The following is a 24654-nucleotide window of genomic DNA, read 5'->3' as shown; positions in this document are numbered from 1 at the left end:
GTCAGTCTGTAGAGCGACCATAAGACCAGAACAGAGTAAATCTGTTAAGGCAGGTGCGAAACCCCGCAAGGGAAAGAAGCAGAAACCTAAATCGTGAGGTTTGGGAATCACCGTCCGTTTACGGCGGTGAGGATGTCAAAATCTACAATCAAGTACCCGATGGGCGGAGACAAGGGAGGGGATGATTGAAAGTTCGTGATGTACTCAAACGATTAGAAGCTGATGGTTGGTATCAGATGCGAATGCGCGGGAGCCATCGTATCCTTGCCCATGAAACAAAGCCAGGAATCGTGGTTGTTCCTGGCAAGCCTGGGGACGACATACCCAAAGGAACATTAGCATCGATTTGGAAACAAGCTCAATTGGAGGATCAACCATGAAAGAGTATGCCGTCATTTACGAACAAGGCGAAACAAACTGGGGCGCAATGGTTCCCGACTTGCCCGGTTGCGTGAGTATTGGAGATACCTTTGAAGAGGTTCAGGAAAATATTAAAGAAGCGATTAAACTTTACCTTGAAGTTTTGCAAGAACGCGGGGAAACCATTCCAGAACCCACAACTAAAGTCGGATTGGTTGGAGTCGCTGCAGGAGGGTTCTTGCCGACTACCCAAAAACTGCTGGGGTTTCACTGAAGAAGAACAAGGGCGACCCAATCAGCTACGATTGACAGGGCAATCGCACGGGTTGTCTTGCTCTTTTTTCTCACAAATTTAATTTTCGCACAGGTCTATTCCTGAAGACTAGCTATCATTGCTGGAACTCTAACCTATTTTTTAGTTTTTACGTCAGGAGTGAACCGGGATAAGATTAAAATAATGACACAAGTGAGTCAAGCTTTACAGTCTGATGCCAATGGTAATAATCCGAAAAAACTTCTTGTTAATAATGATAATTGGCCTATAGTAGTGATGGTGGCTGTTATTCTAGGTTGAGCCAAAATGGGGCTTTCTTTTTGGTGAAAAAAATGTCCTTTCTCTTGATCTTTATGGTCAATTATTGCCAGAAATCACCAAAATAAAATAATTTCTTCCCATCCCCTTTAATATTTTCTCGATCGAGCGGCTTTTCAGTCCCCAAAATCCTTACAATAGGAGATGAAGATAGCTGAAAAGTTGGAGAATATGAATTATCTCATTGCCGTGTTAGCTGATCGCATACAAGCAGAAGAAGCTGCCGTTGCCCTCGAAAAAGCGGGAATTCCCCAATCTCAAGTGACCATTCTCGGTCGCGGCTATAAAAGTGCCGATGAGTTCGGTTTGATCGATCCCTTCCAACAGGCCAAAAAACGGGCTACTCTCATGGCTTTTTGGCTAATTCCCTTCGGTTTTGCCGGTGGCTACCTTTTTAACCTGATTACGGGATTGCATACCTTTGATTGGGCCGGAGAACCGGGGAATCATATTGTTGGCGGCATTGCTGGGGCGATTGGGGGGGCAATGGGCAGTATTTTCGTCGGTGGTGGCGTGGGTTTATCGTCCGGCAGTGGCGATGCACTTCCCTATCGCAATCGTCTCGGCGCTGGAAAATATATTATTGTCGTGCAGGGTTCCGAAAACTTGAAAAATCAAGCGACTCTTATCCTCCGTCAATTTAACCCCGAAAATCTGCAAGGATACGCCCTAGAACAGTGAACGGTTATCGGGAATAAGTTATCGGTCATTTGATTTTTTCCTAAGAATTTTTGATTAATTACCACAAAACAATGTCACCAAGAGAAGAATTACTAAAGGGTGTCGAGAATCGCGAGGAGATAGCGAAAGTTATTGATAAAGCCGAACAAGCGATCAAGACTTGGGAAGTGACGGTGACAGACTTTCTTTCTCCCGCGGTTTTAGCGGAAGTAGAACGGGTTTTTCAGCGTTTAACAGATGTGTCAATGCAAAAATGGGGCGGTTATCCCCAAGCAGAAAGACAGCGCCTCGGTATTGCTAGAGTTGATCTACCTTTGACAGTAACAGATATTCCCCTATCTGCCCTTGATATTGCCGGTAATTTTCTTTTTGATACCGCTAACCACCGGGATTTTTTAGGGGCGATGTTAGGGACGGGTATCGTCCGGGAAAAAGTCGGCGATATAATCGTTTTAGGTGAGCGAGGAGCGCAGGCGATTGTAGTGCCTGAATTGGCAGATTTTTTATGTGCTAATTTACTACAAGTGCGTTCAGTTCCCGTGAAAACTAGCCCGATTCCTTTGACGGAATTAAAAGTTAGACCACCGCAAAAAAAAGAAATTAATACTGTGGAAGCTTCCTTGCGTTTAGATGCGATCGCCTCGGCGGGTTTTGGCATTTCTCGCAGTAAAATGGCCGAAGCAATTAGCGCTGGGGATGTGCGAGTTAACTGGAAAGATATCAGCCAATCTAGTTATAACGTTAAAACCGGTGATTTGATTTCTTTTCGGGGAAAAGGTCGTCTAGAAGTGGGTGAGGTTACTATGACAAAAAAAGAGCGCTATCGGGTTCATTTAACTAGATTTATTTAGTTTTTTCTGTCTCTAGAATTTGTTATTAGACAGATTAATTGCCATGACTGAGAATTTCACCGTAATCGTGCAACTGTGTCAAGTTAGTCCCATCGGTAAACTATTACCGGGGGCGCTTTATGTTCATCGAGAGGCATTACATCAACTTGATCCTATCCTCCAGAATTACGAACAAAAAGGAAGAATTAATCAGCATTTATCTGAGGCAACAATAATTAAATTTAGCACCGATAAACCGAAAATATCCTATCTTTTTTATCCCGATTTTGATCGGGAACCTCACCCAGCTTTAACTAAAAGTTTAGTGGTAGATATGGGGACATTAATCTTAAGTGAATGGAATTATCAAAATGCCGATAATCCGCCCATTTTACACCGAAAAGAAACTTTTGTTACTAGGGACTATCCCCTTTATCAAGAATTCGATCATCTCACAAAAATCGAGAGTGCTTTAGGACTTTTAAACAGTTCTTATCCCATCGGTACTAAACAGGAATGGCAACGGCTTTTAAGAAAGCATAACCTTGATTTTGCAGGAGATTATTTAGTTTGTAATCTAGAGGGACAAAAGGAAAAATCGATAATAATTGATCGCCACAAAGCCGCTCTTGTTCGCAAAACCCTTTCTCGTCCGACAAGATTAGCATTAGCGGCGGGATTATTCCTTCCTGAAACCACTTTTTTTGATTACGGTTGTGGTTATGGAGGTGATATAGAACGCATAGCCGAACAGGGTTATCAAAGTGAAGGTTGGGATCCTTATTATCGTCCCGATAGTCCTTTAATTGAATCTGATATTGTTAATTTAGGCTATGTAATTAATGTTATTGAATCCGCCGAAGAACGGCAGGAAGCCTTATTAAAAGCTTGGCAACTAACCCGTCAAGTTTTAATTGTTTCAGCACAGATTCTAATTGATGATAGCGAACGGGGTTTAATGGCGTATGAAGATGGAATTATAACCCGTCGTAATACCTTTCAAAAATACTATCAACAGGAAGAACTAAAACAGTATATTGATAGCACTTTGGGGGTTGATTCTATTCCGATAACTTTGGGAGTTTATCTAGTTTTTCGAGAGGAAGAAAAAGCGGAAGCTTTTCGTTTATCCAGATGGCGTTCCCGCGCTACCACTCCTAAAATTAAAACCCATCTCAAATGCTTTGAAGATTACGAAGATCTATTAACTCCCCTGATGGAATTTTACACCCAGCAGGGACGTTTACCCGTCGCGGGTGAATTATTACAAGAGGAAGAAATTAAGGCAGAATTTGGCACTTTTAGACGAGCTTTTCAAGTGATTTTACAAGTAACAGAAGCGGAAGAATGGGAGATAATTGCCGATAAAAGACGCGCCGATCTTTTACTTTATTTAGCTTTAAGTCAATTTAGCCACTGTCCGAAAGTACGGGAATTATCCCCCGCTACCCGTGCCGATTTTAAAGCTTTATTTGGCAGTTATCGCAATGCTTGCGCTTTAGCAGAAGAAGTGTTAATAAGTGCGGGAAATTTGGCAGCGATCGCTCGTACTTGTGAAAATAGTTCTTTAGGCAAACTTTCCCGTTATTCCCTAACTATTCATATTAGCATTCTGGAAAAATTACCGATGTTATTACGCTTATATGAAGGTTGTGCTAGTCAAACTATCGGACGGTTAGAAAATGCTAATGTTATTCGTTTATCCTTTCGTCAACCCAAAATTTCCTATCTTTATTACCCCAATTTTGATACAGAAATCCATCCGATTTTAGCTACTAGCATGGATGTATATTTAGGTTCGGCTGATTTTAGTTTTCGCGATTATCGGGATAGTCCTAATCCGCCAATTCTACACGAAAAAGAGCTTTTAGTAACGGCTGATTATCCTAACTATGATAAATTGCTTCAGTTAACTAAATTAGAAAAGGATTGGGGATTGTTAGAAGATAGAAAAGCGATCGAACGTTTACAGGGTTGGCAAAAATGTTTAGAGGAGCATTGTGCTACAATCAAAGGCTATCAGATCCTGTGGCGAAAAGATGCTGATCCCTATAAAGTTAAGATTTTACGCGCTAAAATTCAGACCAGAAGAAATCAAAATAAGTCTTGCTGAGTAATTAAGTCAAATAGACGAGGTAATTAATTTTATGATGACTACGATTCGGTTACAAGGATTAGAAGGTTTCGAGTTAAAAGCTAATGATCCTGAACAAAGAATGTTAATTTCTGGGGTTAATTGGCAACAGTACGAAACCCTCTTAAAACATTTAGAAGATAGTTCGAGTTATCGCATTACTTACTTAGATGGAATGGTAGAAATTATGGCTCCTAGTCGTCGTCATGAAGTTAGCAAAAAAAATATCGGTAGATTGGTAGAAGTTTATTTAGAATATGCTGAAATTGATTTCTGGGGATTAGGTTCCACCACTTTGCGAAAACAGGAAAAAGAAGCGGGAAAAGAACCAGATGAATGTTTTTGTTTATTCACAGAAAAAGAGTTTCCTGATTTGGCGATCGAAATAATTTTAACCAGTGGCAGCCTGAAAGTTTTAGAAGTTTATAAAAGATTGGGAACTCAAGAGGTTTGGTTGTGGCAAGATAATCAGTTAAAAATCTATTCTTTGCAAGAGAATGGCGAATATATTTTAATCCCTAAAAGTGCTTTATTACCGGATTTAAATTTAGAATTATTAGCCGAATATGTCAACCATCCTAATCCCCGTCTTGCTGTCAAAGAATTTCGCTCGCAGTTACCAGAAAATTCCCAGTTATCATAACTATTGTCTTTCCATGAATTCTCAAGTCAAATTTAACCTATCTATCCTAGCAATATTTTTATTTTCTCTGGCGATAAGATTCTGGAATCTCAGTCAATTTAATACTCTTGTTTTCGATGAAGTTTATTATGCTAAATACGGCAATGAATATCTAATCGGTAAAGAATTTTTCCAGTCTCATCCACCGTTAAGTCAATATTTAATTGCTATTAGTATCTGGATTGGTTCCCATTTTCCTGCCGATCCTGAAACCATTAATAATTTAACTGGTTCCCCGCGCTCAACTTTTAGTTATCGCTGGTTAAATGCTTTCACTGGTTCTTTTATTCCCCTAATTATTGGCGCAATTGCTTATCAATTAACCCAGAGAAAAACTGTATTTTTAATCACAACTTTCCTCGCCAGTTTAGACGGATTATTTTTGGTGGAATCCCGCTATGCTCTCAATAATATTTACTTAATTTTATTCGGTTTGTCTGGACAATTATTTTTTTTATTAGCGCTCCAGAAAAATCAAAAACTCAATTGGCTATTCTTATCAGGAGTTTGTTTTGGTTTAGCGGCAAATATTAAATGGAATGGCTTAGGATTTTTACTGGGAATATTTATTTTTATCGCTATTGCTTGGTTAATAAAATTATTGAAGCAAGAGCAGTCAAAAGATAATCTTTGGACAAAGGCAACTAACCTGAGATTAGAGTACATTTTTATCGCCTTAATTGTCTTTCCCCTAGTCACCTATAGTTTGCTGTGGATACCGCATCTTCTCGTCAACCATCAATATAATTTTTGGCAAGTACATCAAGAAATTTGGTCATTTCATCAGAGAATAAAAGGTAATCAATCTGATGTCTATCCCTATTGTTCTCCCTGGTATAGTTGGTTAGTAATGGGGCGACCTGTGGCTTATTATTTTGAGAGAGTAGGTGATAAAATTTATGATGTTCACGCTATGGGTAATCCGTTTTTATGGTGGTTTTCTACGGGAGCAATTCTAGTGGTTTTTAGTCGATTATTTAACCGAAAAGAGCGAGTAATTTCCGCCTATCTTATCTGTAACTATATTGCTAATCTGCTGCCCTGGTTAAAAATTAGTCGCTGTACCTTTCTCTATCATTATATGGCTGCCTATAGCTTCACTTGGATTGCCCTAGCTTGGCTCTTAGCCGATGGTTTAGAAAGTTCCAGTCCTATTTATAAAAATTGCTCGCGCTCGCTCATAATTTTGATAATTTTTGCCTTTATCCATTGGCTACCAATTTATTTAGGCATTCCCCTGTCAGTGCGGGATTATTATCTGAGAATGATTTTTTCCAATTGGATTTAGGATGAAATTAGCCCCAAAAACTGATACAATAAAATCATGATAAAAAGCGATCGCATGAGTTATGGGTAAACAAAGAATCTTATCTGGTGTGCAACCAACCGGCAATTTACATTTAGGCAATTATCTCGGTGCGATCCGCAATTGGGTGGAGGGACAAAAAGACTACGATAATTTCTTTTGTGTGGTCGATTTACACGCGATCACCGTTCCCCATAATCCCGCAACTCTTGCGGAGGATACTTTAGCAATTGCCGCTTTATATTTAGCCTGCGGAATTGATTTAGAATATGCGACTATCTTTGTCCAATCCCACGTTAAGGCCCATACGGAATTAACTTGGTTATTGAATTGTATCACCCCTTTAAATTGGTTAACCGATATGATTCAATTTAAAGAAAAGGCGATTAAACAGGGGGAAAATGTTGGCACGGGTTTACTCGATTATCCCGTGCTGATGGCTGCCGATATCCTACTCTACGATGCCGATAAAGTACCCGTGGGAGAAGATCAAAAACAACATTTAGAATTAACCCGCGATATAGCCGTTAGAATTAATCATCTTTTTGGGCAACCGAAACAACCAATTTTAAAACTTCCCGATCCGATGATCCGCAAGGAAGGAGCGCGGGTGATGAGCTTAACCGATGGCCGGAATAAAATGTCTAAATCCGATCCTTCCGAGATGAGTCGGATTAATATTCTCGATAGTCCCGATATCATTGCCAAGAAAATTAAACGCTGTAAAACCGATCTAGTTAAGGGTTTAACTTTCGATGATCCGGAACGTCCCGAATGCCATAATTTATTAACTCTCTATAGCATTTTATCGGGAAAAAGTCAAGAGGTTGTCGCGGGAGAATGTGCCGATTTAGGTTGGGGACAATTTAAACCGATGTTAACAGAAGTCACCATAGAATCTCTGAAACCTATTCAGGAAAAATACGCCGAAATTAGAGAGGATAAAGATTATTTAGCCACGGTTTTACGACAAGGTCGTCTCAAAGCAGAAGCGGTAGCCAATCAAACTCTCGATCGAGTCAAAAATGCCATGGGTTATTTACCACCATTTTAGGGATAATTTTCGGTGGAGATTTTTCAAGGAAAACTCGCTGCTTTATCAGTCAATCTTGAACTCTTGGTGGGGTTCTACCCCCCCACATCCAGGGTAAGGGAAGGAGAATGATTACAAAAGTTATTAAATTAAGCACAACTCCAGTGATATTTTGCTAAAATAAGGGCATAATTAGGGCTTGCTGAATAAATCTAAAAACCTTGTTGGGTAAGACTGTTAGACCTTTTGTCAATCAAAAAGTACTGGATATGGGAGTGATCGGCGGGAAATTTAAGTACTTTTTCCCTGAAAATTAGGTAATTGACCACCTGAAAATGGGTAAAACCCTACACCCTACACCCCACACCCCACACCCTACCCCCACGAAAAACTTTTTGCCGCAAACCCTATTTAGAAGTACCAGAAAAGGGATTATGTGTTCCGATTACCTATCTTCTTTGGGATAAGTCTCCCTTTTATCTTTTACAAGAAATTGTCTGGAAATATGGGGCAGGTGTTTCTACAAAAAATCGTCTTAGTCCTCGCAATGAAAAATGGCTTTTTTATCTAAAAAATTGCCAAGAATATACTTTTAACTTAGATAATATTCGTGACCCTAACGTTAAGTATCCCAATCAAAATAAAAATGGTAAATATCGTTGTAATCCCCTCGGTAAAAATCCTTCTGATGTGTGGGAAGTTGCTAAAGTCACTACAGGAGAAAAGCGCAGTTCTAAGGAAAGAACTGGACATCCCGCACAAATTCCTTTAGCAATTGTCGAGAGAATTATACAAGCTTCATCTAACCCCGTAGAAATAATTCTTGATCCCTTTGCTGGTTCTTGTTGTACAGGAATAGCGGCCTTGGGATTAGGAAGAATTTTTGTGGGTTTTGAAATTCGACAAGACTATTGCGAGATAGCTGCGGAGAGATTTAAAAGATTTAAAAAAGAAAGAAGCAATACTTATATTCAAGGATCATTATTATAGTATTAAAAACGGATTTGGTATGATTGACTTTTTTTAACTTGTTTTCGCAGTTTCAATCATGGAAAATGCGATCGCCAATAAAAATATCAGAGTCCGGCAGTTACCCCAAGACTAAGAATTGTTATCCCCGCCGGAATTCCAAACATCCCCGACTCGGTTACTGATATGTTGTACGATTGTAATAAGAGGATTTTTTTCCTTAAAAATTGTCATATTTGAGGTTTTGATTATGCCTTATACAAACGAAGAAGGTGGACGCTTAAATAATTTCGCCGCCGAACCGAAAGTTTATCAAGCGGCTCCCCCGACTAAATCGCAACAACGTAATTATCTTGTCTGGGGCGTTGCTGCGATCACACTTGTCGGTGGACTGTTAGCCGTCGCTTTTTACGCATCTCAAGCTGGCTAAAATTTAGTCCCTCGTAGTTGCGATTTAGCCCCTTTCACTCCTCTTTACCGCTAATATCACAACTACTCCCTATTTTAGGGCTTTTGTCCCTGAATTAATGCCACTGCTGACTGAGACTTAGCCGCAGTCCCCTGTTTACCCTGAGATAACGCTAGACGGGCCGCTTCCTCTAAATCAGCGATCGCTTTTTCCCTGTTTCCCAATTTATAATAGGTCAAACCCCGATTGTGGTACGCTTCGGCAAAATTAGCATTAATTTTCAGACTCTCATTATAGTCCCTTAAAGCCATTTCCTGCTGTCCGGCTCGGTTATAGGCCAGGGCGCGATTATAGAAAATGCGATCCTGTCCTCTAGTTCCCTGTAAACTCAAAGCTTTTGTGTAATCCTCGATCGCTTCTAGGTGTCTTCCCAAGTCATCCTTGGCATTACCGCGATAAATAAAGAAATCAGCAAAATTTCCGTTTAAAGCGAGCGCTTTTGTGCAATCTTCCACCGCTGCCTCGTATTTTTTCGTCAGATAATGCACATAACAACGATTACCGAGAGCATTAACATAATTGGGGTTGATTGTCAAGGCCTGGGTATAATCTGCGATCGCTCGCTCGTACTGGCCGAGAACTAATTCCGCATAGCCGCGATTATAATAAGCATCGGCATCCTTCGGCTCTAATTGTAGAGCCTGAGTAAAATCTGCGATCGCTCCTGAGTAATCCCCTGCGGTTAAACGATCCACCCCCCGATTATAAAATTCTACAGCCTTCACGGGGTTAGCGGTAGTTTGAGCGCTTAGGGGAGAGACAGTCAGTAAAAAAGTCGCTATAGCCACAATAATTGTCAATTTTTTCTTAATTTTCATAATCCCTTCACCTAAACAATTCAAGGTAAAATTAAACAGCCCTACTCACAGGTCAAAATATCATGATTAAATCTCTTTTGGCGACTTTCCTCCTCATTACCACCCTCCTCTTAACCAGTTGTGCAACTCCCATCGCTGGACTGCAAGGATATACCAGTGGCAGCCAAGGCTATCAATTTTTATATCCTAAGGGTTGGACGCAGGTGGATGTGAAAAAAGTTGCAGGAGTAGATGTGGTTTTTCATGACCTGATCGAAACTAGCGAAAATTTAAGCGTTATTATCAACCCCGTCCCCGACAATAAAACCTTAACAGATTTAGGGACACCCTCGGAAGTTGGCTATCGTCTCCTGAAAAATAACAGTCTTAACCCCAATCTTGATAAGGAAGTAGAATTAATTCGCTCAGAATCCCATCAAATCGACGGACAAGATTATTATATCCTCGAATATCAAGTTAAATTAGCCAACGGCCAAGAACGTCATAATCTGGCCAGCGTCACGGTTAATCATAATAAACTCTATTCTTTTAATCTTTCCACTTCCCAAAAACGTTGGACGCAAATTCAAGAACTCTTTGAAACTATCGTTGATTCTTTCTCGGTTAGTTAGGGAAATAGGCAATAGGCAATAGTAAAATGTAGTAAAATGTAGGGTGCGTTAGACGGCAAAAATTCCTGTTTTGACTTAAAGGTAAAAATCCGTCGTAACGCACCACCTATCATCAACTAGGTAGCCGGTTACAATTAAAGATAAAATACTTACTTAATCAGTAATCAGTAATCAGTGAAAAGACAGTAGGAAACTTCTATTTAATACTGTCACTTAAAACTCAAATCTAATAACTGGTAACTGATAACTGATAACTGATAACTGATAACTGATAACTGATAACTGATAACTGATAACTGATAACTGATAACTGAATATGAGTAACTCGGAAGAAAATAGACTAGATAGACTCGAATCTCTTGCGGAAAACACCCTAACACAACTACGGGAGATTCAATCAGGACTACAGGAGATTAAATTAGGACTACAGGAAACCAATCAGGGATTAAAAGAAACTAGAGCGATCGCTAATTCTAACGCTAAATCGATCGAAGCGTTAACTAATAGTCTTGCTGAGTCTAAAAAAGAATGGGAAAAAGACAGACGGGGACTTGATCAACTCCTAGGACAATTAACTCGATCAAGGTCAGATTTTTATGAGGTTCAGTCATATTTTTACAATTGATTTGACAATGAAGAAAGACAATACCGCATGGTTGAGATTTTAGATCGTTATTTACCCCCCGAAAATTCTGCCAATTCTTAGCAGAAATAGCTACAAAACCGATAACTGATGGTGGGTTACGGTAAATAGATAAATCAATAATTAAGTCTCATAATTTGTCATTGCCTAACCCACCCTACCTAACTTTTTTCCTTTTTTCTTGAAAACTTATGTCAATTCCCTTGATTCTTGCTTCCGCTTCTCCTGCGCGCAAAAAACTATTAAAAATGGTGGGAATCGATCCGATTGTGCGAGTGAGTAACTTTGATGAATCCACAATTAACGCTGATGATACTCTCCATCTTGTCCAAACTTTAGCCCAATGTAAAGCGCAAACGATCGCCCCTAAATTTGATACAGGATTAATTCTTGGTTGCGATTCTGTCTTAGAAGTAGCGGGGGAAGTCTATGGCAAACCCAAGGATAAATCAGAAGCGATCGAGCGTTGGCAAAAAATGCGCGGTCAGGTGGGTACACTCTATACAGGTCATGCTTTAATCGATCGAGTTAATAATCAAACTTTGACTCGTTGTGGGATCACTAAAGTTTACTTTGCCAATATCAGTGATGAAACAATTATTGCCTACGTTGACACCGAAGAACCCCTCAAATGTGCCGGCTGTTTTGCCCTAGAAGGAAAGGGGGGTCTATTCGTGGAAAGATTAGAGGGATGTCACAGTAATGTTATCGGTTTAAGTTTGCCCCTATTTAGGCAGATGTTAACGGATTTTGGCTACCAAATCACTGACTTTTGGTGATCTTTTTGTCGATAATTTCCCCAAATTTATTGGCAAAAAGGCTTGACAAATTCTCAGATTTGCGTTAACCTTTTATTATAATGGGAATCCGTGTCGCCCTGCGAACCCCTCTTTTTTCTATCCGATAGCCCCAAAATTTTTAACCCTTTCCTTTTCACTTTTTCCCGAAAAAACTATGTCTTGCTTGCGCGTGGGAATTGCCGGTCCGGTGGGTTCAGGAAAAACAGCCCTGCTCGATGCCCTGTGTAAAAATTTGCGGGATCAATATCCGATCGCCGTAGTCACCAATGACATTTATACTCAAGAAGATGCCCAATTTTTAGTGCGATCGCAAGCTTTAGCCCCGGAAAGAATTTTAGGAGTAGAAACGGGAGGATGTCCCCATACAGCTATTCGCGAGGATGCCTCAATTAACTTAGTTGCCATTGAACAGTTAGAGAGAAAATTTGCTAACTTAAAGCTAATTTTTCTGGAAAGTGGTGGCGACAATTTAGCGGCAACCTTTAGCCCCGAATTAGTAGATTTAACCATCTATGTAATTGACGTGGCAGCCGGAGATAAAATCCCTCGCAAAGGGGGACCCGGTATCACCAAATCGGATTTATTGGTAATCAATAAAATAGATTTAGCCCCGATGGTGGGGGCAGATTTAGGAGTGATGGATAGAGATGCCAAAAAAATGCGCGGAGATAAACCATTTATCTTCACCAACTTAAAAACACGGGAAGGATTAGAGCGAGTGATTGCCTTTATTGAAAAGAATTTATAATAAACTATTACTAGGAATAAAAAAGAGAGCGCCAGAAAAATTTAGGTAAAGCTAACATTCTTTTCCAGCGCCAAGGTTCCTGATAAAGTCGGTATAACCACTCTAAATTATTGTCACAGAAAAAGCGAGGGGCGCGGATTTTTGTACCGGACCAGATATCAAAACTACCCCCCACACCTACCCAGATAGCTTGGGGACAGAGATAGCGATGTTCCCTAATCCAATATTCTTGTCGGGGTACTCCCAAACCAACTAAAATTAACCGCGGTTGTTGATCTTTTAACACCTCAATCCAATCGGACATTTCCTCGGAGGATAGATAACCGTGGTTAGTCAGAATACGGATATTAGGTATCTTTTTTTGCCAATTACTTGCCGCTTGTTCCGTAATCCCCGGGTTACCACCAAAAAAAGCAATAGGAAAACTCTCTCCCTGCATTCCTAACTCAGTAATTAAGGATTCTGATAATTCAATACCGGGGCAGCGGGTTTGTTTTTTGCCCCTTAATTTTAAGTAAATAACAATCCCAGCGCCGTCGGGAATAACTAAATCTGCTTCCCGAATAACTTGTGCCACTTTGACATCATTTTCCCCTAACATGGCCATTTCTGCATTAAGAGTGACAACGTGGGAACCAAAACCTTGATAGACGCGATCAATTAACCAACGACTGTAGTTATCGAGGAGATGAACTGGTAAACCGAGAACTGAATATTTAGGGGGAGTTTCTAGCATATAAGTCATCTTGATTTAGTTGTCATTTGATCGAGAAATTGGCACAAAATCCACCCCAAAACTAGAACGAGAACCGGGTTGAACTACCACTAATTGCACGGATTTATTGCGATCGCCAGATGGTAAAAATCGCACTGGATTAGTTGCCCCAGGCACAGAAAAATTACTGCTTCTTAACGCCTGTTGAACTCCCTCTCGGCTAGATTCTGCCTTAATGCCAGCGATTAAAGCCTGGGTAGCGTCATAGGCGGTAGCAGTGCGCCAATTTACGTCTCCTTGCCACAATTGGCGGGAATTATTGACAAAAGGACTATTCGGATTAGCCCCTAAATGCCAAGCGACAGCGACAATCATGCCAAGGGCATTTTTTCCGCCTACATCCAGAGTTTTGGGGCTATAAACGTCATCACCCGCCACAATCGGTAATTTTTGACCATTGATTTGAACCACCTGCAAAGCCTCATCTAGGGTACCACTATCCCCAAGAAGGGCGATTAGATTTGCTCCCTCCTGTTGAGCTTGTTGGAGGCTTTTAGAAGGGGTAAAAGTCAGGGAAGATAGATCAAATTCACTCACCACTTGACCTCCTCCTAATCCTAAAGCGGTGATAAATTCAGATTTTAGGGATTGACTATAATTACTTTGGGAGTTAAAAAATACCACTGCCTTGACGTTAGGAATTTTTTGTAAGCTAGATTCAGCTAATGCCCGTGCTGCCACAAAATCACTGGGAACAGAACGAAAGATATAGTCACCAAAATTGGAGAGTTTAACTGAGGTACTGATGGGGGAAATCATTACTAATCCTGCTTTTTGATAGATAGCAGCTGCGGCTAAAGAGGTATCACTGCTAGTGTGTCCTACTACTCCTAAAATGCTGTTATCAGCCGCTAATTTTTGGGCAATTTGAGCGGCAATTTCGGGATTATCAGCATCATCAGCAATGAGAACTTTTAAAGGAGTGCCATTAATTCCTCCAGTTTGATTGATTTGATTTTGAGATTGGGCAACTCCTCGTAAAACTTCTAGGGTGGTGTTGACATTGCTCCCAATTGGCACGGAAACGGCGATAGTATTGGACTTAGCTTGACCAATACGGGCGTTATTTAAGTAGATGAGAGCTTCGGGATCATTTTGATTAGTTTGCAGGGATTTTTCTAGGAGGTAAACTGCTTGCTGAAAGTCGCCTTTCCCGATCGCCTGTATGGCAGCTTGTTTGTCAGAAGAAGCCCCTTCAACTATTAATAATTTTTCCCCTTGACTAAATTTTGCTTGTGCCGATACCGATTTTTGCTCTGGTGATATTTTCTCGATTTCAGAAAGATTGGTTGGGTTATTTTTTCCTTGAAAACGATTGTATAACCACCAACTACCTACCCCAAAAAATATTAGGGTAATCAGCAGGGCTAAAAGGAGGGGAACTGTATCATTTTTCTGGCTCATGGGCTGATCAGCTAAGATTAAATTAATGGTTTAATCGAGATTTATAGTTAATAAAAGTAACATTCTTGGGCTTTTAATAGGCTAATTAAAGTCTGAATTGCACCACTACCAGATATACCCTGATAGAATACCTCATTTTGGGTCTGATAGTCAAGACATTGTTTAAATGCGTCTTAGCTTATTAGCGATACTTTACCTTTTTGTTTGGGAATCTTCTAAATGTTTTACTAAAACATTTGAGGATAAAGGACCGTGTAAATGACTCCAGGGTAAAACCTGTTCTAAACGCCATTGCTGATGGACGTAATAATCTAGAGGGGGAATTTGTCCTTTTAGTTCCTTAAAAGCCCGTTTATAACTGCCTAAAGAATCACCGTAACCACGGGTTAATTCTAACAGGGAAGTTAAGCGGCGATCACCTCTAGATAAGAGGGCTTGAATTACTGACCAATTATAACTCTCTGGTCGAAATTCTATGCCCTGTTTACCTAATTGTTTCTCTAGATATTTTAATCTTTTTTCGGCCATTTTATTAACTCCAAACCACTGAAAAGGAGTATGGGATTTAGGCACAAAGGTGCTGCAACCGAAAGAGATTCGCAGTCCAGAGGCGGCTTTTTTTAAGGCTATTAACATTTCCACAGTCGCCGCAATATCTTCGGTTTCTTCTCCCGGTATTCCCACCATACCATAGAGTTTTATCCCTTTTAAACCGCCCGCTTTGGCATTAATGGCAGCTTGGATAATTTCATCATTGGCTAACTTTTTGTTGATAATTTCTCGCAGGCGATCGGAACCACTTTCTACGGCAATAGTAATTGATTTGGTGTCTCTTTGGGATAAAATTCTGGCTAATTTTTCCGTGACTGTATTAGTTCTAACTGAGGCGATCGAGAGTCTAACTCCCTCAAATTGTGGTTGAAAAAGATAATCAAGTAAGGTTTCAAATTCAGGATGTTGACTGACGGAAGCCCCTAATAAACCAAGACGATCGGTCACTTTTAAACCTTTTTCAATGGCGGGAATTAAAGATTCTAAACTAGCGGTACGAAAGGGTAAAGTTAGATAACTAGCTAAACAAAAACGGCACATTTCTGGACAACTTCGCACCACCTCTACCATATAAATATTCTCCCATGCCGCTTGTTTTGTTACCACCGTAGAAGCAGCAAGAGTGTTACTGCGATAGGTTTGTTTACTAACAAAGGCAGCCACATTATTATCTATGGGTAGAATTGCTGTAATTTCACCTTCAGGACTATCATAATTAACGGTATATAAACTAGGAACATATACCCCCGGAACCTGTGCCAAATGACGGAGTTTTGTCGGGCGATCGGCGTTTCTAACCTCTTGATAGGCATTAATAAAATCAGCAATTAAATTTTCACCATCTCCCAATAAAATTACATCAAAAAAAGCGGCAAAAGGTTCGGGATTGGCGGTTAAAACTGGCCCACCTCCGAAAATTATCGCTTGCCGATCTTGCCGTTGATGACTGTGACAAGGAATTTCTAAAGATTCTAACAGCGAGAGGATATTAACATAGTCTAATTCCCAAGAAAAGGAAAAGCCGACTAATTCGGGATAACGGGGTAAAGATTCTTGAAAATCTGTAAATAAACGACTAACTTGTATATCCGATCGCAGGGCTAAAGTTGCCCAAACAATTTGATAACCTAAACTGGTTATACCCAGGGAATACTGATTAGGGAAAGCAAAAATAGTTCTCAGGGCATCACTGTTAGGTATTGCGGGAGTAAAGAGTAGTTTTTCGTCTTGTAAGATGGTCATTTCAGTTATCAGTTATCAGTTATCAGTTATCAGAACGTAGGTTGGGTTGAAGCATGAAACCCAACGCCCGCTCATGTTACGAAGTGCGCTAACCCATCCTACAAATAATTGTGCCTCCCTACTTATAATTTTAATTTAATCCGGAGGTGAAGGAGGGGAAAATATCTCGGCATACAGTTCTATGAACATATTTAAGGTTATGATCCTGGGGATTCGGTGGTCAGGAACAAATTCAAGTTATACTTCCTCCCTAGGGATAGCTATTGTATTTACAGGAGATTTTCTCTTATATCCTAGCAGCTTAACTAGGTGTCGATTTTATTCCTGAGCGCCGCTTTCAAGCAACTCTTTATCTCCTTCGCCCCAGCCGGAACGAAATCTATGAATAACCCGGAAGAATACGTTATAATCATGGCGAAAATCCTAGATTTAACCATTCCCGATCGCTATTTAAATTCTGTGGTTGAAAACTGGCAACGCTTGCAAGAAATCGCCAGTTTAGTGACAGAATTTCCCTTAGAGGATGACGGGGAAAGCGCCCTCAGCTTTGAACCATGACTATTTCTGTGAGCAATTTAGCTCGATCGAGCCAAAATCGTCAAACTAGCGCCTTAGAAGTTATTAGCCAGACTTTGGCGGCGATAGAGGCGAAAAATCCCCATTTAAATTGCTTTACCGACATTTTACACCCCAGAGCGCTCGCTCAAGCCCAAAAAATTGATCTAGCGATCGCCAATGGGGAACCCGTCGGTGTCTTAGCGGGAGTCCCCTTCGCCGTCAAAAATCTCTTTGATATCGAGGGAATCATCACTTTAGCAGGTTCCAAAATCAATCGGGATAATCCCCCAGCAAGACAGGATGCGATCGCTATACAAACCCTAGAAGCAGCCGGGGCGGTTTTGGTGGGGGCGACCAATATGGATGAGTACGCCTACGGTTTTGTCACCGAAAATGCCCATTATGGAGCAACTCCCAACCCCCTCGATCCTAGTCGCGTCTCGGGGGGATCCTCCGGTGGTTCCGCCGCCGCCGTTGCCGCTAATTTAGTGCCTCTCGCCCTCGGTTCTGATACTAATGGTTCGGTGAGGGTTCCCGCCGCTTGCTGTGGCGTGGTGGGGCTAAAACCCACCTTTGGGCGCGTATCCCGTCAGGGCTTATTTTTGTTCGTTAGTAGTTTGGATCATCTGGGATTTTTTAGCGGCAATGTGGCGGATATGGCGGCTATTTGGAGTCTTTTTGCCAAAAATAACCTTAAAGCCCCTTTTAATGGCTTAGAGGGCGTAAAAATAGCCCTTGCCGACGATTATTTTCAGCAGGGAGCCGAACCAGAAGTAATCGAGGCGGTGACAGCGATCGCCGAACGTTTAGGAGTTACCAAAAAAATCACCATTCCCGAAACCGCCCGCGCCAGGGCAGCCGCCTATATAATTACCGCTTCCGAGGGCGCAAATTGGCATTTACCGCGTTTACAGACCAGATTAGAGGATTTTGACCCCGCAACCCGGGATCGCTTCTTGGCAGGGGCATTAATTCCCTCTAGCTGGTATTTACAGGCTCAACGTTTTCGCCGTTGGTATCGCGATCGTCTGCGAGAGATTTTCACCGAAGTCGATATTATCCTCACCCCGACGATTCCCTGTATTGCGCCACCGTTAGGAGTAGAAAAAATGATTATTGACGGGCAAGAGCTATTAATTCGCCCTAATTTAGGCAGATTCACCCAACCTTTTTCTTTTATCGGTTTACCTGCCCTTTCTTTGCCGATTAAACGTCCATCCCAGCTACCTTTAGGTTTGCAAATCATCGCTGCCCCCGATCGCGAAGACTTAATCCTAAGCGTAGCCAAGGTTTTAGAGGAAATGCTTGTCTAAGCATCAGCTTCAATCACATCTAACCAAGCGGCGGCCGATCGCTCCCAAGTGTCAGTTAGGGCAATTTGACCACATCTTGCGCGCTCTTGGGCTAAAAGCTGGGGATTTTTCAGTAATTCGACAATTTTCCAGGCTATAGCTTCCTGAGTAGCGGGATCGGTTACTTCCCCCGGCACTTTCACACAGTAGTCTTTTTCTCGAAAAACGGCAAAATCCGTCACCACTGGCAGACAGCCCACCACTGCCGACTCGCGCACAGAAATACAATCGATCTCACGATAGGTGCAACCGTAGTAATGAATAGCAGAGCGCGCTTTTTCCTCGATTAGTTGACGATAACCCATCATTCCGCGATCAACTACCCCCGGACTAGCTTTAATCAAAGCGATTAAATTATCGCGCCATTCCCTGCGATCGCCAATGCCATCCCGTTTAGTAAAACCATAGTAGAGATGTAACTCGGCTGCGGGAATTTCCGCCTTGATAATCGGCCAGCCATGCTTTAACATCGACTCTAGGCCGCGATAATAACGAGAGGCATAGACTAGACGATAGGGAAGATAGTCACTTTCCGGCACTGTCTCACTTACAGCCAAAAGGGAAGTATCGATACCATTAGGAACAATCGGACATTGATGATCGGCACAGAAATCCAGTAAATCCCGTTGATATTGGCTTTTACAGAAAATTTTGTCATATCTAGCCAAAATTTCCGGGGTATAGGAGTCTGCCGGCACTTTAATATCTTGCCAATCAAAAAAAATTCGTTCTGCCTTGGTACCCGGACGGCAATAGGTGGGATGACGAGAGATCACCAATGTCTCAAAGTGATCCTGCCAATTCATGTGGTAATAATTAACATAGCGAATACCGTCCTGTTCCCCTTCCATACCCTCACAATTGCCAAAAATCGTCACTTTATAGCCGCGTTTCGTCCATTCCTGCGCTAAAAAAGCCACCGATGCCTGTGTGCCACTGGCCCCCTGTTGCCAAATTTCCGCCGGACGCATGGGACGATATTTTTCTGTGTAAATAACGATCGATTTTTTCGGCCAACGACGGGCGCTCAAACGCTGTTTAATTTGAAATAGGGAAGGTGCGCTGGCCCGTAGCCATTGTTTGAGATTAGATTGTAGGGATGGAGTAGCTTGTGACACTCTTTTTCTCCAAGATCGAGGAAAAATAGGGGCGATGGGTGATAGAGTCTTAGTTTCTCGAATTTAACTCGATTTCTCGACTCAGTAGAACAATTCGAGCCTATCATATAATGGGTTCAAGTCAAAAATCAATCTTTTTATTGCCATCTATCTGCCAGAAAATCTATGAAAATTGTCATCCCGATCGTGTTTTATCGCAAAGGAGGAGTAGAAAGAGTCATTATCTCTTTAATACCTAGCTTATTAGAATACGTCGAACAAATTATTATCATCCTCCCTCGTAATGAAATTGAATATTTTAAGTCTTTAATGCCCGATTCTGATAAACTTATCTACGAAAATTTTGATTTTTATCCCCAGAGTTTTGAGACAAGTTTAATCTATTTTTATGGTCTTATGGCGAATTTTTATAAAACCCTAAGACTGACTTCTATTCATCGTCTTTTCTCTCGTAGAATTGAACTTTTACGCATCGAAGCAAGAATTAATCAGATTATCAAGCGTTACCAAGCTGATCACTGTTTGTATGGGATGACTAATCGGATTTCTCCCCCCAATGTCAAGGTTACTTTAAGTGGCATTATTTATGATGTCTTTTGGCAATTTGCTCCCTTAACTTACTCAGAATCCTATCAAGAACCCTACAATGAAGTCTTAAAAGAATGGTTAGATAAGGCCGATCTACTGTTCACGATTTCCCAAAAAACTAAAGACGATGTTTTAAAGGTTTTTCCCAATGCTACCTATGCTAGTAAGTTAAAAGCTGTACCCTTAGCAGGATTTATCGAGCAGTCTAATCCCAAGAGTGATTTAGTCAAAAGTGAGCTAGTTACTTTTTATTTTCCCTCCTCCTTTGGTATCTACAAAGATCATCTGACTTTGCTCAAAGCAGCCATTAAACTAGCGAAACAAGGTTTAAAATTTCAAATAGTTGTCATCGGTAAAGAAACCGATAATCTAGTTAGTGGAAATCTGCAATTATCTCAACAATCCAAAACCCAAGAATACCAAGATTATCTCAAAGAATGTAACCGAGTTTATCGGGAAAATCAAGAAATTTTCGAGAGTCATATCAAGGGATTAGGTTATCAAGACTATGAAACATTGCAATTTTATTATCAAACCTGTTCCTGTGTGGTATTTCCCTCAAAATACGAAGGTTTTGGATTAGCAATAGCAGAAGCCATTTTACAAGGTATTCCCGTTATCGCTTCCGATTTAGAAGTGTTTCAAGAACAGGTAGAATTATATAATTGTCCCGAAAGAGTGCAATTCTATACTAGGGGAGATGCGGAGAGTTTAGCCAACTGTTTAGAACAATTTATCCTCAATCCAATTCCTCGCTTGTTACCCGAAGATATCCCCAATAAAATTAATCTCTGGACTTGGGAAGATGTGGCGAAAAAATATGTAGAACTACTGAAAGAAAATGCAGGTTACTGATCTCTATATCTACCCGATTAAATCCTGTCGAGGTATTCAATTATCCCAAGCTGAAGTGACTACTAAAGGTTTACTCTGGGATCGAGAAATGATGTTAGTGGATGGCAAGGGTAAATTTATCACTCAAAGGGAATATCCGCAATTAGCCACGGTTTCTGTAACGATTACCGAAGATAATTTTTCTCTAAAAACATCTCAAGATTCCCTGACTTTTCAGCCTAATTTTACAGGAGAAAAAAGAGCGGTTCAAATCTGGGAATCTCAAACTATAGCCATCGATCAAGGGGATGAAATCGCCGAATGGTTTAAGAAAATTCTGGACATTCCTTGTCGTTTATTGCGACAATCTCCCGATTACCTGCGTCCTGCGAATCCTCAGTATGCGGGGAACGATCATACTCCCGTTAGCTTTGCCGATGGTTATCCAATTTTATTAACTAATACTGCCTCTTTAGAGGATTTAAATAAGCGCTTACTTGAACCCGTGCCGATGAATCGTTTTCGGCCTAATATTGTTATTAGTAGCGATCGAGCTTTTAGCGAAAGTAGTTGGCAAAAGATCACAATTGCTGAGATCACCTATGCTCTGGTTAAACCCTGTAGTCGCTGTATTATCACCACCACCGATCAAGAAACAGGTATGAGAAATTCTCAGATGGAACCCCTAAAAACCTTAAGCACTTTTCGCAGTTTCCCCGGGGGAATTATGTTCGGAGAAAATGTCATCCCCGAAAAGACAGGTACAATTAAAGTCGGCGATCCTATTAGCGTAATCTAGAGATATAGAGATATGGGGGAATGGGGAAGTGGGGAAATGGGGGAATGGGGAAGTGGGGAATGGGGGAATGGGGAAGTGGGGAATGGGGGAATGGGGAAGTGGGGAAATGGGGGAATGGGGGAATGGGGGAATGGGGGAATTTCAACTAAAACCCTAACACCCTAACACCCTAAAACCCCAACACCATCCAACACCCATCCCCCACAAGGTTAAGATAAATAACCATAAGAACAATACTTGACTAGAGACACTGAAACCATGCCCCTTGATACCGCATCGATTTTAGAAGTATTACGTCCCGTTCAAGATCCGGAACTGCAAAAAAGCCTAGTGGAATTGAACATGATCCGCAATGTGGCGATCGATGGCGGAAAAGTTAGCTTTACCCTAGTTTTGACCACTCCTGCCTGTCCTTTGCGCGAATTTATCGTTGAAGACTGCCAAAAAGCCGTTAAACAGCTGCCCGGTGTGGAAAGTGTTGCCGTGGATGTAACTGCCGAAACCCCGCAACAAAAAGCTTTACCGGATCGCCAAGGTGTGGAGGGGGTTAAAAATATTATCGCCGTTTCCAGTGGTAAGGGCGGTGTGGGAAAAAGTACCGTGGCTGTGAATATCGCCGTCGCCTTGGCTCATTTAGGGGCAAAAGTGGGGCTATTAGACGCGGACATCTACGGCCCCAACGCCCCGACAATGTTGGGCTTAAATGACGCACAAGTGAGCGTACAGGGCGCAAATGGCGAGATATTGGAACCCGCTTTCAACCATGGCATCAAAATGGTTTCCATGGGCTTTTTGATCAACCCCGATCAACCGGTAATCTGGCGCGGTCCGATGTTAAACGGCATTATCCGTCAGTTTCTCTATCAAGTCAATTGGGGCGATTTAGACTATTTAATCGTCGATATGCCTCCCGGTACTGGGGATGCACAATTAACTTTAATTCAATCGGTCCCCCTAGCGGGTGCGGTGATTGTCACCACTCCCCAGACGGTTTCTTTAATTGATGCGCGCCGGGGTTTAAAAATGTTCCAACAGCTAGGGGCGCGGGTTTTGGGTATCGTGGAAAATATGAGTTATTTTATCCCTCCCGATCAGCCCGATCGCTCCTATGATCTATTTGGTTCCGGTGGTGGGGAAAAAACCTCGCAAGAATTGGGCATTCCTTTACTGGGATGTGTGCCTCTGGAGATATCCCTACGGGAGGGCGGTGATACTGGTGTACCAGTGGTTGTGGGGCAACCGGAATCGGCCTCAGCTAAAGCCCTGATAGCGATCGCTCGTCAGGTGGCGGCGAAAGTATCCGTAGCAGCCTATAGTTAATAAATGTGGGGAGAGAAATGGTGAGAAGACAGTCCCTTATTAGTAGGAAACTAAGGGGTTTTAACGAGCAGTTTAGCTTCATTTTCCGGGATATAGCCCAAATTGATTGGCTTTTGTTCGTTTTGGTGACGGGTTTAACCGTTTTCGGTGGTTTAATGATTCGTAGTGCCGAAAGGAACACCACCGCTCTCGACTGGTGGCAACACTGGTTATTCGGTGCTGGGGGAGTGGCGATCGCTGTATTTCTGTCCCGTTGTCGTTACGAAAGTCTGCTGAAATGGCACTGGTTAACCTATCTTGTCACCAATCTCTCCCTAATTGCGGTAATTGTCCTAGGGGTGACGGCGAATGGGGCGCAAAGTTGGATTAATATCGGCAGTTTTAACGTGCAACCGTCGGAATTTGCCAAGGTAGGTTTAATTATCACCCTGGCAGCCCTCCTACATCATCGTCCCGCCGATAATCTTTTTGCGATCGCTCGTGTATTTGCCGTCACTGCCATCCCCTGGGTGTTAATTATGGCGCAGCCGGACTTGGGGACAGGATTAGTCTTTGGAGCAATTACCCTAGGCATGATTTACTGGGCTAATGCCAAACTCCCTTGGATGATTATCCTGTTATCTCCCCTCGCATCGGTTTTTCTGTTTAATTTACTTTTTCCTGCTTGGATTGTTTTAGCAATTATCATCGCTGTCCTTGCTTGGTTTACCCTTCCCTACCGTTTTTTATCTACTTTCATCGTGGTGGCAACTAATCTGGCAGTGGGTAAATTAGGCGAGGTTTTTTGGGGTTTATTAAAAGAATATCAAAAAGATCGTTTAACCCTATTTCTTGACCCAGAAAAGAATCCTTTGGGGGGAGGTTATCAATTAATTCAATCCCGCATTGCCATCGGATCCGGAGAATTATTAGGACGGGGATTACACCAAGGCACCCAAACCCAATTAAATTTTATTCCCGAACAACACACCGATTTTATCTTCACCGTCGTCGGGGAAGAATTCGGTTTTGTCGGCAGTATTTTGGTTTTAATAGCTTTCTGGTTAATCTGTTGGCGTTTGTTAGTCATTGCTAATACTGCTAAAGAAAACTTTGGGTCTTTAATAGCGATCGGTGTTCTCTCGATGATCGCTTTTCAGGCAATTCTTAATATTAGCATGACCGTGGGATTAGCCCCGATTACAGGGATTCCTTTACCCTGGTTAAGCTATGGACGTTCATCTTTATTAACCAATTTTATCGCCTTGGGTTTAGTGGAATCCGTGGCTAATTATCGCCCCCGTAAGCGTTTGTACTAAGTAGGGTCTGCTGAAAAAGTTTTTCGGTGGGGGTTGGGGGATGGGGGATGGGTTTTACCGATTTTCAGGTGGTCAACTACCTAATTTTCAGGGAAAAAGTACCTGAATTTTCCCCCTGATCACTCCCATGCCTGGTAC

Annotated in this window: 23 protein-coding genes and 2 pseudogenes; 20 read left to right on the top strand and 5 right to left on the bottom strand. The window is 41.7% G+C overall.

The genetic code is table 11. The features are described 5' to 3' along the window. Positions 1-185: 185 nt before the first annotated feature. From IM319_RS11250 to psb34, 10 genes and pseudogenes are all read left to right on the top strand, one after another. Positions 186-380: a type II toxin-antitoxin system HicA family toxin gene (locus IM319_RS11250; protein WP_287686871.1), complete on the top strand. Its 195-nt coding sequence runs from the start codon at positions 186-188 to the stop codon at positions 378-380. After that, entirely contained in the window at positions 377-634 is a 258-nt protein-coding gene (locus tag IM319_RS11245) for a type II toxin-antitoxin system HicB family antitoxin (RefSeq protein WP_287676923.1), read from the top strand. Before IM319_RS11250 ends, IM319_RS11245 begins: the two co-directional genes overlap by 4 nt. A 489-nt stretch (positions 635-1123) precedes the next feature. Beyond that, positions 1124-1633 carry a hypothetical protein gene (locus IM319_RS11240; RefSeq protein WP_286825510.1) on the top strand — a complete coding sequence of 170 codons (510 nt, stop codon included), beginning with the start codon at positions 1124-1126 and terminating at the stop codon, positions 1631-1633. A 71-nt stretch (positions 1634-1704) separates the two neighbouring features. Further along, positions 1705-2484: a photosystem II S4 domain protein gene (locus IM319_RS11235; RefSeq protein ID WP_286825511.1), complete on the top strand. Its 780-nt coding sequence runs from the start codon at positions 1705-1707 to the stop codon at positions 2482-2484. Between the two features lie 43 nt (positions 2485-2527). Beyond that, a complete protein-coding gene (locus IM319_RS11230; protein ID WP_287735646.1) occupies positions 2528-4576 on the top strand; it encodes a DNA phosphorothioation-associated putative methyltransferase in 2049 nt (682 codons plus the stop codon). A gap of 34 nt (positions 4577-4610) precedes the next feature. Then, on the top strand, positions 4611-5240 hold the full coding sequence (locus IM319_RS11225) for a Uma2 family endonuclease (protein ID WP_287735645.1): 630 nt from the start codon (positions 4611-4613) through the stop codon (positions 5238-5240). A gap of 13 nt (positions 5241-5253) precedes the next feature. Next, positions 5254-6567, top strand: a complete 1314-nt coding sequence (locus IM319_RS11220) for a dolichyl-phosphate-mannose--protein mannosyltransferase (protein ID WP_287735648.1) — start codon at positions 5254-5256, stop codon at positions 6565-6567. A 61-nt stretch (positions 6568-6628) separates the two neighbouring features. Continuing rightward, positions 6629-7639, top strand: a complete 1011-nt coding sequence (gene trpS / locus IM319_RS11215) for a tryptophan--tRNA ligase (protein WP_287735644.1) — start codon at positions 6629-6631, stop codon at positions 7637-7639. Positions 7640-8026: 387 nt separating this feature from the next. Further along, positions 8027-8608: pseudogene (locus IM319_RS11210) on the top strand (DNA-methyltransferase); the annotation flags it as partial. A 229-nt stretch (positions 8609-8837) separates the two neighbouring features. Then, positions 8838-9017 carry a photosystem II assembly protein Psb34 gene (psb34, locus tag IM319_RS11205; protein WP_002759001.1) on the top strand — a complete coding sequence of 60 codons (180 nt, stop codon included), beginning with the start codon at positions 8838-8840 and terminating at the stop codon, positions 9015-9017. Between the two features lie 74 nt (positions 9018-9091). Here psb34 and IM319_RS11200 read toward each other — a convergent pair whose 3' ends face one another. Next, a complete protein-coding gene (locus IM319_RS11200; RefSeq protein WP_287686878.1) occupies positions 9092-9874 on the bottom strand; it encodes a tetratricopeptide repeat protein in 783 nt (260 codons plus the stop codon). A gap of 62 nt (positions 9875-9936) precedes the next feature. Between IM319_RS11200 and psbP the strand changes: the two genes are divergently transcribed. From psbP to ureG, 4 genes and pseudogenes are all read left to right on the top strand, one after another. Next, positions 9937-10485 (top strand): photosystem II reaction center PsbP, encoded by a 549-nt coding sequence (gene psbP, locus IM319_RS11195; protein ID WP_287686880.1) that lies wholly within the window; start codon positions 9937-9939, stop codon positions 10483-10485. 316 nt (positions 10486-10801) lie between these two features. Beyond that, positions 10802-11191: pseudogene (locus IM319_RS11190) on the top strand (hypothetical protein). 128 nt (positions 11192-11319) lie between these two features. Continuing rightward, positions 11320-11907, top strand: a complete 588-nt coding sequence (locus IM319_RS11185; RefSeq protein ID WP_287735642.1) for a Maf family protein — start codon at positions 11320-11322, stop codon at positions 11905-11907. 175 nt (positions 11908-12082) lie between these two features. Beyond that, positions 12083-12676, top strand: a complete 594-nt coding sequence (gene ureG / locus IM319_RS11180) for an urease accessory protein UreG (RefSeq protein WP_002792251.1) — start codon at positions 12083-12085, stop codon at positions 12674-12676. Between the two features lie 10 nt (positions 12677-12686). Here ureG and IM319_RS11175 read toward each other — a convergent pair whose 3' ends face one another. From IM319_RS11175 to IM319_RS11165, 3 genes are all read right to left on the bottom strand, one after another. Then, on the bottom strand, positions 12687-13412 hold the full coding sequence (locus IM319_RS11175; protein WP_287735640.1) for a WecB/TagA/CpsF family glycosyltransferase: 726 nt from the start codon (positions 13410-13412) through the stop codon (positions 12687-12689). Positions 13413-13427: 15 nt separating this feature from the next. Continuing rightward, complete coding sequence (locus tag IM319_RS11170; protein WP_287735639.1) at positions 13428-14855, bottom strand: ABC transporter substrate-binding protein; 1428 nt, start codon at positions 14853-14855, stop codon at positions 13428-13430. Between the two features lie 192 nt (positions 14856-15047). Continuing rightward, a complete protein-coding gene (locus IM319_RS11165) occupies positions 15048-16649 on the bottom strand; it encodes a B12-binding domain-containing radical SAM protein (protein WP_287735638.1) in 1602 nt (533 codons plus the stop codon). A 381-nt stretch (positions 16650-17030) separates the two neighbouring features. On the opposite strand from IM319_RS11165, the gene IM319_RS11160 reads away from it, so the two are divergent. Both IM319_RS11160 and IM319_RS11155 read left to right on the top strand, forming a co-directional pair. Then, a complete protein-coding gene (locus IM319_RS11160) occupies positions 17031-17207 on the top strand; it encodes a DUF4089 domain-containing protein (RefSeq protein WP_002740449.1) in 177 nt (58 codons plus the stop codon). Then, on the top strand, positions 17204-18520 hold the full coding sequence (locus IM319_RS11155) for an AtzE family amidohydrolase (protein WP_287735636.1): 1317 nt from the start codon (positions 17204-17206) through the stop codon (positions 18518-18520). The genes IM319_RS11160 and IM319_RS11155 overlap by 4 nt, the downstream gene beginning before the upstream one ends. Here IM319_RS11155 and IM319_RS11150 read toward each other — a convergent pair. After that, positions 18517-19677, bottom strand: coding sequence for a glycosyltransferase (locus IM319_RS11150; RefSeq protein WP_287735634.1), 1161 nt, complete (start codon positions 19675-19677; stop codon positions 18517-18519). The genes IM319_RS11155 and IM319_RS11150 overlap by 4 nt on opposite strands. A 165-nt stretch (positions 19678-19842) precedes the next feature. On the opposite strand from IM319_RS11150, the gene IM319_RS11145 reads away from it, so the two are divergent. The 4 genes from IM319_RS11145 to rodA all read left to right on the top strand — a co-directional run bounded on the left by IM319_RS11145 (position 19843) and on the right by rodA (position 24516). Continuing rightward, positions 19843-21120, top strand: coding sequence for a glycosyltransferase (locus tag IM319_RS11145; RefSeq protein WP_287735633.1), 1278 nt, complete (start codon positions 19843-19845; stop codon positions 21118-21120). Then, positions 21107-21898, top strand: a complete 792-nt coding sequence (locus IM319_RS11140; protein WP_287735632.1) for an MOSC domain-containing protein — start codon at positions 21107-21109, stop codon at positions 21896-21898. The genes IM319_RS11145 and IM319_RS11140 overlap by 14 nt, the downstream gene beginning before the upstream one ends. Positions 21899-22156: 258 nt before the next feature. Continuing rightward, positions 22157-23218 (top strand): Mrp/NBP35 family ATP-binding protein, encoded by a 1062-nt coding sequence (locus IM319_RS11135; protein ID WP_286825530.1) that lies wholly within the window; start codon positions 22157-22159, stop codon positions 23216-23218. 17 nt (positions 23219-23235) lie between these two features. After that, on the top strand, positions 23236-24516 hold the full coding sequence (rodA, locus tag IM319_RS11130) for a rod shape-determining protein RodA (protein WP_287735630.1): 1281 nt from the start codon (positions 23236-23238) through the stop codon (positions 24514-24516). Positions 24517-24654 lie beyond the last annotated feature (138 nt).

Source organism: Microcystis sp. M113S1 (assembly GCF_020246945.1).
In the GTDB taxonomy this organism is placed as follows: Bacteria; Cyanobacteriota; Cyanobacteriia; order Cyanobacteriales; family Microcystaceae; genus Microcystis.
This window is presented reverse-complemented; position numbering and strand designations above follow the sequence as displayed.